Below are 17,251 nucleotides of genomic sequence, written 5' to 3' on the forward strand. Positions count from 1 at the left end.
GCTGTTTAAATTTTTATATAATAAAATACAATGTAAACAAGTAACTGAATCAACTTTTAACTGAATTACGTTACTATATTTTATAATAGGCACATAATATTTAAATTTAGCAGTTTTTAGCAATGTAATTATATTAGAAAAAGGTGATAAATATGAATAAAAAAGTTGTAATTGGTATGAGTGGAGGAGTAGATAGTTCTGTTGCAGCATATCTTTTAAAACAGCAGGGTTATGATGTTATAGGAGTAACCATGCAGGTGTGGCAGGAAGATGAAGAATATGAAGCAGTAGAAGGAGGGTGTTGTTCTTTAAGTGCTGTAGAAGATGCTAGAAGAGTAGCATACAGGTTAGACATACCTTTTTATGTTATGAATTTTAAAGATATATTTAAAAAGAATGTTATAGATTATTTTATTGATGAATATATGCAGGGAAGAACTCCTAATCCATGCGTAGCTTGTAATAAATTTATAAAGTTTGATGCATTGTTAAAGAAAGCTATGGAATTAGGTGCTGATTATGTAGCTACAGGTCACTATGCTGTAGTAGAAAAACATGATAATAGATATATTTTAAGAAAATCCGATGATGATAAAAAGGATCAAACTTATGCTTTATATAATCTGACTCAATTTCAATTAGAGCATACTCTTATGCCTTGTGGTGTTTATAAGAAGGAAAAAATAAGAGAAATAGCAAAAGAAATAGGGTTATTAGTTCATAACAAAAAAGATAGTGAAGAAATTTGCTTTATTCCAGATAATGATCATGGTGGATACATAAAAAAGCAAGTTCCAAGTAAGGTCAAAGCAGGAAACTTTGTAGATAAGGAAGGAAATGTGTTAGGAAGACATAAAGGAATAGTTTACTATACAATAGGACAAAGAAAGGGACTTGGAATAGCTTTTGGTGTACCAATGTACGTAACGGATATAAATCCTTTAAGAAATGAAGTAGTATTAGGCAGCGAAAAGGATATATTTAAGACAGAATTGATTGCTAAAGATATGAACTTTGTACCTTTTGACAGCCTTCAAGGTACAATGGAAGTTCAAGCTAAAGTTAGATATTCGGCAAAACCTTCAAGAGCATGGATAACTGCTTTGGATAATGGTAGAGTAAAAGTTGAATTTGAAAATAAACAACGTGCTATAACTAAAGGTCAATCTGTTGTATTCTATAATGATGATTTATTAGTAGGTGGCGGAGTTATTGATGAAATATTATAAAATATACTAGTTAATTATTTTTTATAAATACTGCAATGGATTAGGGTAAGTTTGATAAGCTCTAATCCATTATATTTTAAGGAGGAAAAGATAAAAATATGAATTGGATTGAGTCTATAAAAAAATATGTTCCTTACAATGAACAAGAAGAAAAGGATAAAGAAATAATATTAAAATGTATTAATAAATTTGATGATGTATTAACCAGAAAAAGTGAAATTGCTCATTTGACCAGTTCAGCTTTTGTGATTAATAAAAATAAGGATAAAGTTTTAATGGTATATCATAATATATATGATTCATGGTCATGGACAGGTGGTCATACAGATGGAGAAGATGATTTTTTATCTGTTGCAATTAGAGAAGTAAAAGAAGAAACTGGAGTGAAAAAACTTAAAATATTGTCTTCAGATATATTTTCTATAGATATTTTAACAGTATTAGGACATATAAAAAGAGAACAATATGTATCTCCTCATTTACATTTATCAATTGCTTATTTATTAGAAGGTGATGAAAATGAAAAACTTATTGTTAAAGAAGATGAAAATAGTGCTGTTAAATGGATTCCTATAGAAGAAGTGATTATGCACAGCAGTGAACCTCATATGCAGAAACTATATAAGAAGTTAATATCAAAATTGCAATAACACATATTAAACTTCCATTGTGATATAATATTGTCAGGTTTAAATGTTTGGAATGGAGGTTATAATTATAAAATGAATGAAAATTTGAAACCTCAAAATATAAATATAGCACAATTGACATTTTCAATTTTTGAAACAGTTAGAAAGGTTGAAAGAGGAGATATTCAATTAGAAGCTGAATTTCAAAGAAATTTTAAATGGTTGCCAGATAAAAAATCTAAACTGATAGAATCTATAATTTTAGATATTCCTATTCAGGCAATTTACTTGTCAGAGGATGACGATTATAAATATGAGATAATAGACGGTCAACAGCGAATAAGGACTATAGTAGAATTTGTTAATAATAGATTTAAATTACAAAATACAGTGCTATTTAAGGAAAATAAATTATTTAAAGATTTAGAACCAAGCATTCAAAGAAAATTTGAGGATTTTCAACTTGTAATTTTTGTGGTAAAAAAGGATAATAATCCAGATATAAAGTTTGAAATTTTTGAAAGAATTAATACTGGTGCAGTGAGATTAAATTCTCAAGAACTGCGAAATTGTATTTATAGAAATAAAGGTATACCATTTATAAAACAGCTAGTTAAGGAAAGTGATTATAGAAAATTAATAAAAGATAAGAAAGTAAATATAAATTCAATGCAGGATCAAGAATTAGTATTGAGATTTATGTCTTTTTATTACAGAGGAATTAAATCCTATGGAGGAAATTTGAAAAAATTTCTCAATGAGACTTTGGATAATTATGAGGACTATAGATATAGAGAAAGTGAATTTAAAAGTACGTTTTTAAATACAGCAAACAGTATATATAATGTTTTTGGAAAGGATGCATTTGTAATAAAGAACAAAAATAAAAAAGGCAAGCTCAATGTGGCACTATTTGAAATACTTATGGTATCATTTTCTAAATATGATTCTGCTTGCATAGAAAAAAATAAAAAATGTATAAAGGATAAATTGGAGAAGCTTTTAATGGATAATGAATCTTTTAAAGACTCCATTGTGGGTGCATCAACTACTACGAAAACTAAAGCATATGAGAGATTTGAAATATGGGATAATTGTATGGAAAAGATTTTGGGGGAATAATAATGATTAGTAAATATTCAATTAGCAACTTTAAAATTCATAAATCAGGATACATATTTAACTTAAATGGATTAACAATTTTAACTGGAACTAATAATTCAGGAAAATCATCATTAACTCAAAGTTTAAGGCTTCTTTCGAAAATAAACAGAAATTCATTTAGCTATACAAAATTACCATTTGAACAAATACCAGAACTAGGTGATTTTAAGAAAACTTTAAATAAAGAAGTAAGCAGAAGAGAAAGCATAAAGTATAAATTATCCCTTAAAATAGAAAATCTAAAGTTTTGTAATGTTGAACTAGAATTTGATTCTGTATATAACTATAAATTAAATTTTGTTGATATGGCAGATACATCAATATTGAAAAGAATAGATATTTATTTTAAAAACAGCAGTGAGCTTGTAAAAAATTATGAATTTGTTATAAATACGAATAATAGTAATCCAATAACTTATGATTTAAATGAAATTATTTTAAATGATAAAGAAGAAAAAAGAATTTTGCTTGAAAAAGGAATTTTGGTTAAAGGGTTATATCCAAATTTTATACCAAAATTCTTGCAACAAGGGTTTAAGGAATTATTAACTATAAATGCACATTTAGGAAATATAAATGAAAATTCAATAAAATATATACCTGCATTAAGAAATAATGGGAATACAGCTGATATTCTGGATAACTTTAAAGAAAATATAATTTTTGATAATGAAACAAGATTGTTAGATGCATTTTATATTTGGACGAATAAAATATTAAATTCAAAGTTTAAATTGAAAATAGAGGAAAATAAACGAAAAATTGTTGCTTTAGAAAATAATATAGAGTTTGATCTTTTACAAATAGGATTTGGAAATACTCAAATACTACCTATTTTAATAACTATTTTAACTGCTAAAAGAGGAGATCTGGTTATAATTGAAAATCCAGAAGTTCATCTCCATCCAAAATGGAAGACTAATTTAGTTGAATTATTTTATTATGCTGTTAAATTTGGAGTTAATATATTGATTGAAACTCAAAGTTTAGAAATTGTTAATAGGATAAGATTATCTGTTAAAAATGATAATACATTGAAAGATAAAACATCGCTTTATTTCTTTGAAAATCATAGTTTAAAATGTAGCATACAAAAAATAGAAATAGAGGATACAGGAAGTTTAGATCTATGGCCAGATGACTTTGTAGATAAAGTAACCATAGAGGATAACTTTGGATTATTATAATATGGATTTTTATCTTAATGAAAACAATTTAATTATAGATAAAGAAAATGTAGCAGAAAATTTAAAAGAGATAAAGCAATTTTATGATTTATTAAAAGTTAAAAATTATAAGCTATGTATTAAGGATAATCTTGATTTAGATTATAAAAATTTCAATGGGGATAAATCTATTAGTACATTATTAGTATTTTTAAAATACTTAGATCCTATAGAAACTTATGGAGTTAATACAATAGAATGTGATAAAGTTGATCCATTCATTGATAATTACTATTTTATTGAGTTAATAAGTTTATGCCATAAATATGATAACAATATAGTGCTATCATCAGCAAATGAATATGAAATAATAAACTCAGAGTATAAGGTTAATATTAATAAAAAAACTGAAATAGTAAAAAACATTATCGGAAAGAGCAAACTGGAAGAATATTTGATTTTTAATCCTGCCCCTAAAAATATAAATGAAGTTTTTAAAAAAGCTGAATTGGAATTTCCACATATAAAATTTACAGATAAAGCATATAAGACAGCAAATTCACGAGAAGACATATATAAGCAATACGGTTTTACGAAATTATTAAATATTTTCAAGGTGCTGGAGAAATTAGTATATCCATTTTTGAAAGGGAAATTACAAGGATTTTTCGAGGATAGTATAGAAGAAGAGTTTAAAAAACAGACGAATGGAATAGAATTTTCACATGAATCAGATTCAACTATGAATAAATATGGAAAAAAAAGAGAAGTCACTATTAATGGGAAAAAAGTAAAAATGAGTTATCATATAAAACTTGGAGATAACAGAATATACTTTATTTATAATAAAGAGGATGACTGTATTTATATTGGACATAGTGGGGAACATCTACAAGTAGCAGATTAATAGTAATCTCCATAGTATAGTTTTATTTGTCTATGGATTATTTGTCATGAAATATAGTATAAAGAAAGGTAATGTTTATGGATAAAACTAAAGTGAAATCCTTTTCGGTTTGGGCTAGAAGAAACTTAATAAAAGCAGTAACAGAAAGAGCTTTAAAAATAGGAATAGAAAAAAATAACATTTCAGAAGTGGAACAATGTCAGCATGGATTCAAAATAAGAGGAAAAGAAGAAATAATTGATTTTCCTATTAGATATATAAAAACTTTGATTGATAATATAAAACAAAAAGGCTTTGAAGAAATAATAGAAGAAGTTGCCTGTATATGGTTTTTTAGATTTATTGCTTTGAGATATATGGAGGTTAATAATTACCTTACAGAAAAAATAATAGATATTCAACTAGAAAAGTTTTCTAGTGAAAAACAAAATGATATGACAAAATCATATAAATATATTTTAATAAAAAAATGCAATGAATTGGGAAAAGTTATTCCTGAGATATTTCAAAATAAGATCGATTATATGGAAATTTTAATCCCGGACAACATTTTGGATGAGAATTTTATAATTAAAAGGTTAGTGGAAGATATTGAAGAAGAATGTTTAAAAGAAGAAAATAATTTTCTACAAGATTACAAAGGTTTATGTGGGGTAGAAGTTATAGGTTGGATGTACCAATATTACATATCAGAAAAAAAGGATGAAGTTTTTGCAGCTTTAAAAGAAAATGTGAAAATAGAAAAAGAAAATATACCCGCAGCTACACAACTGTTTACTCCAAAGTGGATTGTAAAATATATGGTAGAAAATTCATTGGGAAGATTATGGATTGATAAATTTAAAGGGGATAGTGAATATATAGATAATGAAAAATGTACTAGCAGTAAACTTGGAAAGTGCCATACAGACTTATTAAAGGAGAGATGGCAATATTATTTAGAAGAATCTAATCAAGAAACAGAAGTAGAAGAAGAATTAGATAAAATTAGAAAATATAAAAGTAATATATCTCCAGAAAGCATAACAATATTAGATCCTTGTATGGGAAGTGGACATATATTAGTTTATGCTTTTGACTTACTTTACGAAATATACATTGATGCAGGTTATAATATAAGAGAAATACCAGGACTTATACTTAGAAATAATATATATGGCTTAGACATAGATGAGAAAGTAACTAAACTAGCTTCTTTTGCATTGAAAATGAAAGCAAGATATTATAATAAAGAATTATTTAAGGACATACAAAGAGATGGGTTAAAGTTAAACATTTGTTCAATAGAAGAAAGTAATGAAATAAACAAAGAAGTAATAGATTACTTTTGTAGTTCACAAGTGTTGAAAAAAAGTATAAATAGCACATTTAAAAGTTCAAAGAACACAGTAAAAAACTCAAGGGTAGGCAAAAGTCAGGATAGCTTGGAAGTAGGAGAATATAGTTTAAGGAAAGATGTTGAATATTTAATACAGGTATTCAATAATGCTAAAGAATATGGTTCAATACTTGAAGTAAGGAAAATTAACTTTGAAGCATTAGAGAGTAGAATAGAGGAAATAAAAAAAGAAGATAATTTCATATTTGGAGATTATAGAAAACTGATTTTAGATAAAATGCCTTTGCTCATAAAACAAGGGAAAATAATGAGCATGAAATATGATGTGGTTATTACTAATCCACCTTACATGGGACTTAGAGGAATAAACAGTAAATTAGCAGATTTTTTAATTAATAATTTTCCAATATCAAAATATGATTTATTTTCTGTTTATATGGAAGTATGTTTAAAATACAGTAAAAAATATGGGATAGTGTCTATGATTAATCAGCATTCATGGATGTTTTTATCTAGTTTTATGGAATTTAGAAGTTGGCTTTTGGATAAATCTACTTTCATAAATATGCTTCATTTGGGGACTAGAGCTTTTGAAGAAAATGTTGGAACTATTGTTCAAAATGTGGCATATGTAAGTAGAAATTATTCTAATTGCTCATATAAAACTAAAGTAATAAATCTTACAAAGGAAAATAGTAGTGAAGAAAAAAATATTAAATTAAAAGAGATATGCAGTAATATTTCAAAAAGAGAAATTTATGAACTGGCCTTGAAACAATTATTTATAATTCCTAGTAAACCTTTTGCTTACTGGGTTAACGAAAACATATTGAAGGTATTTTCTTCTTTTAAGCCTTTAAGTGAATTGGCAAAACCAAGACAGGGCATGGCAACTTCAGATAATAAGAGATTTTTAAGACAATGGTTTGAAGTTGATATTAATAAAATTAAATTTGATGCTAATAACTCAGAAGAAGCACAAAATTCAGGGAAAAAGTGGTTTCCATATAATAAAGGTGGAGAATATAGAAAGTGGTATGGAAATAATGAATTTATAATAAATTGGGAAAATGATGGCAAAGAAGTAAAAGAGTATGCAGCTAAATTGTATAAATCCTATAGTAGAACTATAAAAAATGAGAAGTTTTATTTTAAAAAAGGGTTAACTTACACATTTATATCAGAAGACATAGGCGCAAGGTACTGTCAAAATGGATTTATATTTGATGTGGCAGGTTCATCTATTTTTTCTGAAAAAGAGGAACAAATTAATATAGTTTTGGCATTGTTATGCAGCAAGATATCTAAGATGTTTTTGGATATAATGAATCCAACTTACAATATCCAAGTAGGTGATATAAAGAATGTTCCTGTAAGTAAAAAGATATTTCAGAAAGAAATAAGTTATAAGATTAAAAATTTAGTTCATGAAAATATAATTATAAGTAAAAATGAATGGGATCTATTTGAAACTTCTTGGGACTTTAAATGGCATCCATTTTTATTAATTAAGAGTGGAGAGCTTGAATCAGATATAAGTGGAGATGAAAAAAATTTATGTAATAAATACATATCATGTGGATTTGATGTTTGGAAGTCTTTTGCACATAAGCAATTTGAAAAATTAAAGAAGAATGAAGAAGAATTAAATAAAATGCTCATTGGAATATATGGATTTCAGGAAGAATTAACACCTGAAGTTAAAGATAAGGACATAACCATTAGAAGAGCAGATAAGGAAAGGGATATTAAATCTTTTATATCTTTTGCAGTGGGTTGTATGTTTGGAAGATATTCCACTTATAAAAAAGGGCTTATTTATAATGGAAGTATAGATAATAGCATTATTCCAATGACAGAAGAAGAATGTTTTGAGGATGATATATTTTTAAGATTTATTAATTTTGTTAAGGATTTGTATGGCAAAGAAACTTTAAATGAAAATTTAGACTTTATTGCAGATTCTATAGGAAGAAAAACCTTTGAAACTTCAAAGCAGTGTATAAAAAGATATTTTTTAAAGGATTTTTATAAAGATCATTTAAAGATATATAAGAAAAAACCTATTTATTGGCTATTAAAGTCTGGTAAAAATGAAGGCTTTGGTGCATTAATATATATTCATAGGTATAATGAAGATATTATACAAAACGTTAGAAAAAATTATATTCATTTAATTATAGAAAAGTATATAAAGCAAATGAATAAGTTAAATAGTATAGCTTCTTCAAAAGATTATCCAACTAAAGATGTAAATAATGCAAAGAAAGATATTAAAAAAATTTCTGAAAAAATAGAAGAATGTAAGGAATATGAAGAATTTTTAGAATATTTATCAGCCAAGAAAATATCTATTGATTTAGATGATGGAATTAAAGTTAATTATGAAAAATTTCAGCTAATTAAATTTACTAATTCTAAGGGAATAGAAGTTAAAAAAGATTTATTTTTTAAGATATAGAATAAAACAGCCTCGAAGTTAATCTCGACTGTTTTATTTAAATTGAACTATGTATGGGACAAATATAAATATTTATTATTGGATAAGTTATTCTAAGAGTTAGAGAAATTTAGCATAGGAAAATTTTCAACTAAACTTAGAATAACTTTACAAAGGAGTTATTACATAATGAATATATAGTAAAGTTTAACCATTTAAGAACTTTTTATACATAAAAATATTAAAATATTTTTTTTGAAAAAGTTTTCTATATTTACATATAGTTTAATAGGGTAATAATATTAAAATTGCGCAAACTCTTAATACACACATAAATATATTAAATTTATTATAAAGGAGATGTTTTTATGTCATACAAAACATTAGTACCAGAAGCTAAGGAAGGTTTAAATAGGTTTAAAATGGAGTCAGCTAAAGAAGTAGGAGTAAATTTAAAAGATGGTTACAATGGAGATTTGACAGCAAGAGAAGCAGGCTCAATAGGTGGAAATATGGTCAAGAAAATGGTAGAAGCATATGAAAAAGGACTATAGTAATTAAAATTATTTTTCTTGATAGATCAAAAGATATTTATTTAAGAAAGGTTCATATTTGTAACTTTCTATAAATAAAGAAATAGGGTTTAGTACTAATAAAGTTAATTTTAGTACTAAACCCTTTAGTTAATTGGTATTAAAAATAATGTTTAACTAATATTATAGGTTTTAAGTTATTTAGAAGTTAATTTGTAATTATATTGACCATCTAAGTCTACATTATAGAAATCAGAATAATCGATATCAAATATGTTTTTATCAATATGCTTTATATTTATTTTATTTTTTATTAATTCTCCTAAAACTCCACAGTAAGATATATCTCCAACGAGTAAGGCACCATAAATTATTCCATCCTTATGAATTATTTTCTTGTAAAATCCTTGTCCTTCAATTATATCTACATCATAAGTGTTATCTGGAGGATTTACATTTCCAAGTGAAACACATTCTAAACCAAGTAAATTCATTGAATTTTTCATACCGAAAGTATCAGTTAATTCTCTGATTTTACCAGACATATTAAATGCTGCAGTAATTCCTTGTTTTACAGCTATAGGCCATATTGGTGCAGTAAATGTTACATCACCAGCTGCATATATATCTGGTGCAGTTGTTTTACAGTATTTATCTACCATAATTCCTTTTTCAATTTTTAATCTGTTATCCTTTATAAAATTTACATTTGGTCTAACTCCAGCTGCAACTATTATCATATCACAGTCTAAAGTGGTGGAATTAGATAGTACTGCTTTACTTACACAGCCATCTTCATTTAAAATAACTTCTTCTAGTTTAACAGAAGTAAAGAGACCAATATTTTTTTCCTTTAAAAGTTTTTCATACATGGATGAAGCTTTTTTGTCTAGTTGAAGTGGTAGAATTCTATCGCCCATTTCAACAATTGAAATTTTAATATTTTTTTCCATAATACCTAAAACTGCATCTACGCCTACAAGTCCTGCACCAAGTATTACTACATTTCTTGTATTTTTAAGTGTATTTTCTATGGCAGTAACATCTTCAAAATTTCTAAGAGAATATACTCCTTTAGCTTCTCTTAAATTTTTAACAGGAGGAATAAAAGAAGAAGCTCCAGATGCTATGAGCAATTTATCAAATTTGTAACTACTTTTATCTTCAATTAATACTTTTTTATTGTCTATATCAATATCAGAAACTGCTGCATTTTTAATCCAGTTAATATTGTATTTTTCAAAGAAATCTTCCTCTATAAAACTTAATTCTTTTAATGTTCTGCTTCCATCTAGTGATTTATGAAGCATACACCTAGAGTAAACAGAGGTATCCTTTGAAATAATAGTTATTTCACTATCCTTATCAAGAGTTCTTAAAGTTTTAGCAGCATTTATTCCAGCAGCACTGGCACCTATTATTAAATATTGCATAAGTCGCCATCCTCCTTTTGTAAATAAATTGCACCTGTTGGACAATTTTCAACACATCTTGGAATTTCTCTATTAGTACATAGATCACATTTTATTATTTTGCTCTTAGTTTTAAAATCAGGCTTTAAAACTCCATAAGGACAGGACATGACACACATAAAGCAGCTAGCACACTTATTTTCATCATAGGATACTAGACCGCTTTCAAGATCTTTAGTCATTGCTCCGCTCATACAAGTTATAACACATTCGGGCTCATCACAATGACGACAGAAAATAGGAAATTTATTACCTTTTTCATCTAGGGATATATGATTCCTACTTTCAAGAGAAGTATCTTCTAAATCCAAGTCTAAAAATGACTTTCCGTTTTCATTATGCTCTGACATGCAAGCTAAGGTACAATTTAAACATCCTGTACATAAATCTTTATTTATCATTATCCTTTTCATAAAGCACACCTTCCAATCTTACTTAGCTAAGTCCTAAATTTTTTCTACGCTTAAGTATGATTTGTTCTAGCTCGTCTGCGGCTTTTATTATGTCATCTTCTATTATTAATTTTCCACCTGTAAGACTTTCCATATCTTCTGTAAGAACTTTTGTTACAACTTTACTTCCACCTATAAAAGGCGATGAACCAAGATGTAGTGGAAGTCCAAGTGCTAGTCCAAAACATCCATCAGCTAGTGCTTGTTCTTCAAGCCATTGAGGTGCAGAAAGTACAAGAGGAAGTTGAGGTATATCTATTTTTAAATATTCGGCTAGCTCTTTGGCTACAATTTCTAATCTTCCTATAGCAAGGCATGGACCAAAGTTTAAAACAGGTGGTATACCAAGAATTTTGCATACTTCTTTTAGACTATCACCTGCAAGTTCAGCAGCAGATGGTGACATTAATCCAACATTTTCAAGACCACCACTAGAACAGCCTGCAGAAAGTACAATTATATTTCTCTTTATAAGCTCTTTTGTAAGTTCTACTGTAAATATATCATGACCTTTAGTTGTTAAGTTTGAACAACCAACTATTCCTGCTACACCTTTTATTTTACCAACAGCAATTAAATCTACTAGAGCTTTCCAGTTTCCGCCTAAAAATGCTTTAAGAGAATTTTCACTTACCCCTGTTATTACATCATCAAAACCATGGTTTTCTGGAACGTTAATTTTAACTTGAGATCTTCGTGTTTTATAACTTTCAAGGGCTTTGCCTATTATATAATCACTTATTTTTTCTCTATCTTCAAAGGAATATTCGAAGTAATCTGCATTAGCTTTTTTAGCAACTTCATCTAGGCATATCATTTTAACCATAAACTTATCTGCAATAGGTTCAATTCCAGGAAGAGTACAATTGAATTCTGATACTATTGCATCGATGCCTCCAGTAGCTATTAAAGCTTCACTTGTAAAGTTATTTCCAGCATGTCCTGAAAATACTTCATCATAATGTTTTCCTCTAAGTTGTAAATCTTGACCTACACAAGTACAACCAACTAATTTGAAACCTTTAGCTCCAACTTCTTTGGCTTTTTTTACTACTTCAGGTTTTATAAGTTCTTCTTCTAAGTGTGATATTACAGATTGTTGATGGCCTGTTATCATCAAATTTATATAATCTTTATCTACAACTTTGAAACCAACTTTGGCAGCTCTTATTGCTGGTTCACCTAAAACTATATCATTAAGTAAATTAGTCAAAGTAAGTCCATATACTCCAGTAGATATTCCAAGTTTTAAACAGTTTAAAAGCATGTCTACAGGATCACTATTTAAATTTGTAGACGTTTTTACAATTGCATCAAAAACTTCTGATTTAGCTCCACCAGGCATTATATTAAGTTTATTCCAATATTTAAGTCTAGGTTCATATCCTATCTTGTTTATTATTTCCATTTTTTCGAATTTTGGTTTGTACAAATCTTTTAATACTTCATCAGCTACTAATACAGCTTTTTTATGAGGATCAGATTCTGTTATGCCAAATTGTTCTGCCAGAGTATTAAGTGCATTTACTCCTTTTATTTCTCCACCAGTCTCACCTATGGCTTTTACATTTCTAGCTGTAGTTTCTACTATATGAATATAACATCCAGAACCTGCAGCTACAGCCCTTAATAAGTTTCTAGCAACTATTGTATCAGCATTAGCACCACATATTCCCTTTGGAGAATTAGGAGTTATTCTGCATGGACCGTTAGAACATAACTTACAACAGACTCCAAGTTGTCCAAATCCACATTTAATCTTTTGATCTTCTACTCTGTGATGAGAAGTTTCTACATCTAAGGAGCTTATAAAATTTTCTAATACAGTATCTGCTGATTTACAAGTTTTGTTATTTGACATTATAAAACCTCCAAATATAAATTATTAATATTATTTATTGTTTAGTATTGCTTGTTTTAGGATATGTGTAACTTACAAATAATACTTATCCATAGAATAAATATAAACTATTTAGTGATTTTTGTCAATATAACAATATTGATTAACGTTAATATTAGATAAAATTACATATAATATGATTGTGTGATATAATAGTAAAGCTATATGTTAAAGAATTTTAAAAGTGGATATAATAAGAAAGGAAAATACTAATATGAGTGAAATAAAATTTGAAGATTTTAGATTAGGGCAGGATATACTAAAATCCATTAAAAATATAGGATATAAGAAACCTTCTAAGGTTCAACAACAAGTAATACCTTTAATTCTGAAGGGAAAAGATGTTATAGTAAAGTCTCAAACTGGAAGTGGAAAAACTGCTGCCTTTGCTATTCCTATATGTGAACATATGGAAATAGAAGAAAATGAAGCTCAGGCATTAATACTAACTCCAACTAGAGAGTTGGCAGTTCAGATAAAAGAAGATATAAGTAATATAGGAAGATTTAAAAGAATTAGATGTGCAGCTATTTTTGGTAAACAGCCTATGGACACACAAAAAAAAGAATTAAAGCAGAGAGTACATATAATAGTTGGGACTCCAGGAAGAACTTTGGACCACATAAAAAGAGGAAATATGAACCTAGAAAATATAAAGTTTTTAATTTTAGATGAAGCTGATGAAATGCTTAATATGGGATTCATAGAGGAAGTAAGTGAAATTATAGAAAATATTCCTGTAAGTAGACAAAATATGCTTTTTTCAGCTACTATGCCTGAAGCAATAGAAAATTTATCAAAAAAATACATGAAAAATCCAGCTAAAATAGAAATAACTCCAGAGAAACTTACGGTAGATAACATAGAACAAAAATGTTATATTATAGAAGAGAATAACAAATTTTCGTTACTTAGAAATTTGCTTTATATGGAAAATCCAGATACTGCAATAGTATTTTGTAGAACAAAAAATAATGTGGATTACGTTACAAGCAGAATGAAGGCAGAAAAATATTCTTGTGATAAAATACATGGTGGAATGCTTCAAAATGAAAGATTAGATACAATGAATAGTTTTAAAAGAGGAGAATTTAGATTCCTTATAGCTACAGATGTAGCTGCTAGAGGTATTGATATAGATAATGTTACTCATGTAATAAATTATGATTTGCCTATGGAAAAGGAAAGTTATATTCATAGAATAGGAAGAACTGGTAGAGCAGGAAATAAAGGTACTGCTATAACATTTTCTACTCCAAATGAAGATAGATTTTTAAGTGAAATAGAAGATTATATACAAATGGAAATACAAAAATGTGAACTTCCAACAGAAAAAGACGCAAATGAAAATAAAGAAGCTTTTTTAAGTAAAAACAAAATAAAACCGCTTAAAAAGGGAAAAACTGCAGATTTAAACAGAGAGATAACAAAGATATACATAAATGCAGGAAAGAAAAAGAAGATTAGACCGGGAGATATAGTAGGAGCTATTTCAAATTCTACTGGACTTAGTGCAGAAGTAATAGGAGTTATAGATATTCATGACACTCACTCTTATATTGATATACTAGAAGGAAATGGTGAGAAGGTATTAAAGGCTCTTAGTGAGGGCACTATTAAAGGTAAAAAAGTTAAAGTAGAATTAGCTAGTAAATAAAAAGGAGTTAAAAACACATGACAAAAACTTTATTTAAAGAATTAGGTATAAATGAAAAAATAACAGAAGGTTTAAAAAAAGAAGGCATTGAATATGCAACAGAAATACAAGTAGAAGCAATTCCACAGGCTATTTTGAACAAAGATATAGTAGGGGAAGCAGAAACAGGCAGCGGAAAAACTTTAGCTTATTTAGCTCCTATATTTCAAAATATAGATACAAATAGTAAAGCAGTGCAGGCGTTTATACTTACACCTACACATGAACTTGCAATTCAGGTGAATGATGTGATAAAAACTTTAGCTGAAGATTCAGAAGTACCAGTTAAATCAGCGGCTATAATAGGAAATATAAATATAAAAAAGCAAATAGAAAATTTAAAAAACAATAAACCTCATATAGTAGTGGGATCTACGGGTAGAATACTTCAACTTATTAAGCTTAAAAAAATGAAAGCACATATGATAAAGACCATTGTAGTTGATGAGGCAGATAAACTTTTAGATAAAAACAATGTAGAGGATGTTAAGGCTATAATAAAAACTACATTAAAGGATAGGCAATTAATGTTTTTTTCAGCAACTATAGATGAAAGAACTTTAGATGTAGCAAAAACTTTAATGAAAGAATATGAAGTTATAAGAACACAGGGGAAAACTTCTATGAATGAAAATATAGAACATATGTGTTTTAAATGTGAGCAAAGAGATAAAATATTAATTTTAAGAAAGGTTTTTCACATATTAAATCCTAAAAAGGCTATTGTATTTGTAAATAAACCTGATGAAATAGAAATACTTACTGAAAAGCTAAATTATCATGGAATAAAATCAGAAGCTATATACGGAACTGCAGATAAAGAAATACGTAAAAGAGCTTTAGAAGATTTCAAGGCAGGTAAAATTAATTTACTTGTAGCTTCTGATATAGCAGCCAGAGGTCTTGATATACAGGATGTGGAGTGCATTTTTAGCTATGATATACCAGAAGATACTGATAACTATCTTCATAGAGCAGGAAGAACAGCTAGAGCTGGTAAGGTTGGTAAATCTATATGTATATTTACAGATAGAGAGCAGGGGTTAATTAAACAATATGAAAAGACTTTTAACATAAAAATAAATCTAAAAGACATGTACAAAGGAAAAATAATTGACTATAGATAAAAGGTTTTTATTAAAAAATAACTTTCCAATGGTCCTAGTAACGTAAAAGTTACTAGGATCGTTTTTATACTAAAAAGTTTTTTGAAATTTAAATTTATGGATAGCGTGAGAGGGTACTGATTAGTGTATAAATGCATATGAAATGGTTATTAAATTAATACCTTATTAATTTAATATATAATGATTTTTAAATAAAATGAAATATATAATTGACATTAAGTTATGTATATATTACAATATATCCTAAGAGGAGGATTTCAATGAAGAATAAACGTATGAAAATGGCTCGTATTCAATGTGATATGAAACAGGAAGATTTAGCAAAAAAAGTGGGTGTTACCCGACAAACAATTGGTATGATTGAATCTGGTAATTATAATCCTACTCTTAAATTATGTGTTTCTATATGCAAAGCACTTGGCAAGACACTAGATGAATTATTTTGGGAGGAATAAATATGAAAAGTAATATAATACAGGATGAAAGGGTAATAGCAGAAAAACGGAAAATAATAAGTGAGACATTTACATTTGTTATGATATTTCTTATTGGATCAACGCTTGTAAAACAATTTATATTTAAAGCTTCATTTTCAGAATATGCTATAGAATTTATTGCTTTCTTTGGAGCATCCTTCTATATTATGATTAGAAATATTTTAATTGGTAATAGCCCTTTTGGAATCGATAATCACAGAAAAAATAGGATGATTATTATTAATAGTGTTGTAATTGGACTTACAAATACGGTTGTATCTGAATTTTTAAATTTTAAAAGGAATGGAATTAGCCTTAGTATAATGGATTTAATTATTATTTTTATTATTTCAATATTAGAGGTATTTGCTATTTCCTTTGTACTAAACATTTTAAGTAAACGCAGGAGTGAAAAACTTGAGAACAAGTTTGATGATGACATAAAAGAATAAATGTTTGAATAAAAAGCTGTTCACTAACAATGAGCTGAACAAGATCTATTAGATAAGGCTAGTTCATTGTTAGTGAACAGTTTTTTTTATAAAATCCTTATAAAATCCTTAAAATTGATATTTATAATAAATTGTGAATTAAGACATCTTAGAAAATAATGGATTGCTAGTTATAAAGTGATTCTTAGGTTCAGAAGAGGAAATTCCTTATAAGTAAACTCTACCTGAACCTAAGAATCACTTGATTGGAAGCTAGTTGAATGAGAGGA

14 protein-coding genes are annotated in these 17,251 nt (G+C 27.5%); 11 read left to right on the top strand and 3 right to left on the bottom strand.

Annotated elements, in window-relative coordinates:
- The first annotated feature begins 152 nt into the window (after window positions 1–152).
- The 7 genes from mnmA to EG57_RS0206795 all read left to right on the top strand — a co-directional run bounded on the left by mnmA (window position 153) and on the right by EG57_RS0206795 (window position 9,428).
- Window positions 153–1,229, top strand: a complete 1,077-nt coding sequence (mnmA, locus tag EG57_RS0206765) for a tRNA 2-thiouridine(34) synthase MnmA (RefSeq protein ID WP_032076482.1) — start codon at window positions 153–155, stop codon at window positions 1,227–1,229.
- A gap of 98 nt (window positions 1,230–1,327) precedes the next feature.
- Window positions 1,328–1,879 carry an NUDIX hydrolase gene (locus EG57_RS0206770; RefSeq protein ID WP_032076483.1) on the top strand — a complete coding sequence of 184 codons (552 nt, stop codon included), beginning with the start codon at window positions 1,328–1,330 and terminating at the stop codon, window positions 1,877–1,879.
- Between the two features lie 72 nt (window positions 1,880–1,951).
- Complete coding sequence (locus EG57_RS0206775; protein ID WP_032076484.1) at window positions 1,952–2,980, top strand: DUF262 domain-containing protein; 1,029 nt, start codon at window positions 1,952–1,954, stop codon at window positions 2,978–2,980.
- 2 nt (window positions 2,981–2,982) lie between these two features.
- Window positions 2,983–4,209: an AAA family ATPase gene (locus EG57_RS0206780; RefSeq protein ID WP_032076485.1), complete on the top strand. Its 1,227-nt coding sequence runs from the start codon at window positions 2,983–2,985 to the stop codon at window positions 4,207–4,209.
- A complete protein-coding gene (locus tag EG57_RS0206785; protein ID WP_242859819.1) occupies window positions 4,196–5,095 on the top strand; it encodes a hypothetical protein in 900 nt (299 codons plus the stop codon). The genes EG57_RS0206780 and EG57_RS0206785 overlap by 14 nt, the downstream gene beginning before the upstream one ends.
- A 77-nt stretch (window positions 5,096–5,172) precedes the next feature.
- A complete protein-coding gene (gene pglX, locus EG57_RS0206790; protein WP_032076486.1) occupies window positions 5,173–8,895 on the top strand; it encodes a BREX-1 system adenine-specific DNA-methyltransferase PglX in 3,723 nt (1,240 codons plus the stop codon).
- A gap of 347 nt (window positions 8,896–9,242) precedes the next feature.
- Window positions 9,243–9,428, top strand: a complete 186-nt coding sequence (locus tag EG57_RS0206795) for an alpha/beta-type small acid-soluble spore protein (protein WP_032076487.1) — start codon at window positions 9,243–9,245, stop codon at window positions 9,426–9,428.
- 176 nt (window positions 9,429–9,604) lie between these two features.
- Here the strand turns inward: EG57_RS0206795 and EG57_RS0206800 are convergent, their stop codons facing one another.
- The 3 genes from EG57_RS0206800 to cooS are packed head-to-tail and all read right to left on the bottom strand — an operon-like array spanning window position 9,605 to window position 13,192.
- Complete coding sequence (locus tag EG57_RS0206800; protein WP_032076488.1) at window positions 9,605–10,840, bottom strand: NAD(P)/FAD-dependent oxidoreductase; 1,236 nt, start codon at window positions 10,838–10,840, stop codon at window positions 9,605–9,607.
- Window positions 10,828–11,292, bottom strand: a complete 465-nt coding sequence (locus tag EG57_RS0206805) for a 4Fe-4S dicluster domain-containing protein (RefSeq protein WP_032076489.1) — start codon at window positions 11,290–11,292, stop codon at window positions 10,828–10,830. Before EG57_RS0206805 ends, EG57_RS0206800 begins: the two co-directional genes overlap by 13 nt.
- Before the next feature lie 22 nt (window positions 11,293–11,314).
- Window positions 11,315–13,192: an anaerobic carbon-monoxide dehydrogenase catalytic subunit gene (gene cooS, locus EG57_RS0206810; protein WP_032076490.1), complete on the bottom strand. Its 1,878-nt coding sequence runs from the start codon at window positions 13,190–13,192 to the stop codon at window positions 11,315–11,317.
- Between the two features lie 253 nt (window positions 13,193–13,445).
- Here cooS and EG57_RS0206815 point away from each other — a divergent pair, with 253 nt between their 5' ends.
- From EG57_RS0206815 to EG57_RS0206830, 4 genes are all read left to right on the top strand, one after another.
- Window positions 13,446–14,888, top strand: a complete 1,443-nt coding sequence (locus tag EG57_RS0206815) for a DEAD/DEAH box helicase (protein ID WP_032076491.1) — start codon at window positions 13,446–13,448, stop codon at window positions 14,886–14,888.
- A gap of 17 nt (window positions 14,889–14,905) precedes the next feature.
- Window positions 14,906–16,054, top strand: a complete 1,149-nt coding sequence (locus EG57_RS0206820; RefSeq protein ID WP_032076492.1) for a DEAD/DEAH box helicase — start codon at window positions 14,906–14,908, stop codon at window positions 16,052–16,054.
- A gap of 260 nt (window positions 16,055–16,314) precedes the next feature.
- Entirely contained in the window at window positions 16,315–16,509 is a 195-nt protein-coding gene (locus EG57_RS0206825) for a helix-turn-helix transcriptional regulator (protein ID WP_029160057.1), read from the top strand.
- A gap of 2 nt (window positions 16,510–16,511) precedes the next feature.
- A complete protein-coding gene (locus EG57_RS0206830) occupies window positions 16,512–16,982 on the top strand; it encodes a DUF6773 family protein (protein WP_032076493.1) in 471 nt (156 codons plus the stop codon).
- The last annotated feature ends 269 nt before the right edge of the window (window positions 16,983–17,251 follow it).

The sequence above is a fragment of the Clostridium drakei genome, assembly GCF_000633595.2.
In the GTDB taxonomy this organism is placed as follows: domain Bacteria; phylum Bacillota; class Clostridia; order Clostridiales; family Clostridiaceae; genus Clostridium_AM; species Clostridium_AM drakei.

Coding starts and splice junctions, on each gene's coding strand:
- EG57_RS0206830 (WP_032076493.1), top strand. CDS start 16,512: ATGAAAAGTAATATAATACAGGATGAAAGGGTAATAGCAGAAAAACGG.
- EG57_RS0206770 (WP_032076483.1), top strand. CDS start 1,328: ATGAATTGGATTGAGTCTATAAAAAAATATGTTCCTTACAATGAACAA.
- EG57_RS0206775 (WP_032076484.1), top strand. CDS start 1,952: ATGAATGAAAATTTGAAACCTCAAAATATAAATATAGCACAATTGACA.
- EG57_RS0206780 (WP_032076485.1), top strand. CDS start 2,983: ATGATTAGTAAATATTCAATTAGCAACTTTAAAATTCATAAATCAGGA.
- cooS (WP_032076490.1), bottom strand. CDS start 13,192: ATGTCAAATAACAAAACTTGTAAATCAGCAGATACTGTATTAGAAAAT.
- EG57_RS0206795 (WP_032076487.1), top strand. CDS start 9,243: ATGTCATACAAAACATTAGTACCAGAAGCTAAGGAAGGTTTAAATAGG.
- mnmA (WP_032076482.1), top strand. CDS start 153: ATGAATAAAAAAGTTGTAATTGGTATGAGTGGAGGAGTAGATAGTTCT.
- EG57_RS0206805 (WP_032076489.1), bottom strand. CDS start 11,292: ATGAAAAGGATAATGATAAATAAAGATTTATGTACAGGATGTTTAAAT.
- EG57_RS0206800 (WP_032076488.1), bottom strand. CDS start 10,840: ATGCAATATTTAATAATAGGTGCCAGTGCTGCTGGAATAAATGCTGCT.
- EG57_RS0206820 (WP_032076492.1), top strand. CDS start 14,906: ATGACAAAAACTTTATTTAAAGAATTAGGTATAAATGAAAAAATAACA.
- EG57_RS0206825 (WP_029160057.1), top strand. CDS start 16,315: ATGAAGAATAAACGTATGAAAATGGCTCGTATTCAATGTGATATGAAA.
- EG57_RS0206815 (WP_032076491.1), top strand. CDS start 13,446: ATGAGTGAAATAAAATTTGAAGATTTTAGATTAGGGCAGGATATACTA.
- pglX (WP_032076486.1), top strand. CDS start 5,173: ATGGATAAAACTAAAGTGAAATCCTTTTCGGTTTGGGCTAGAAGAAAC.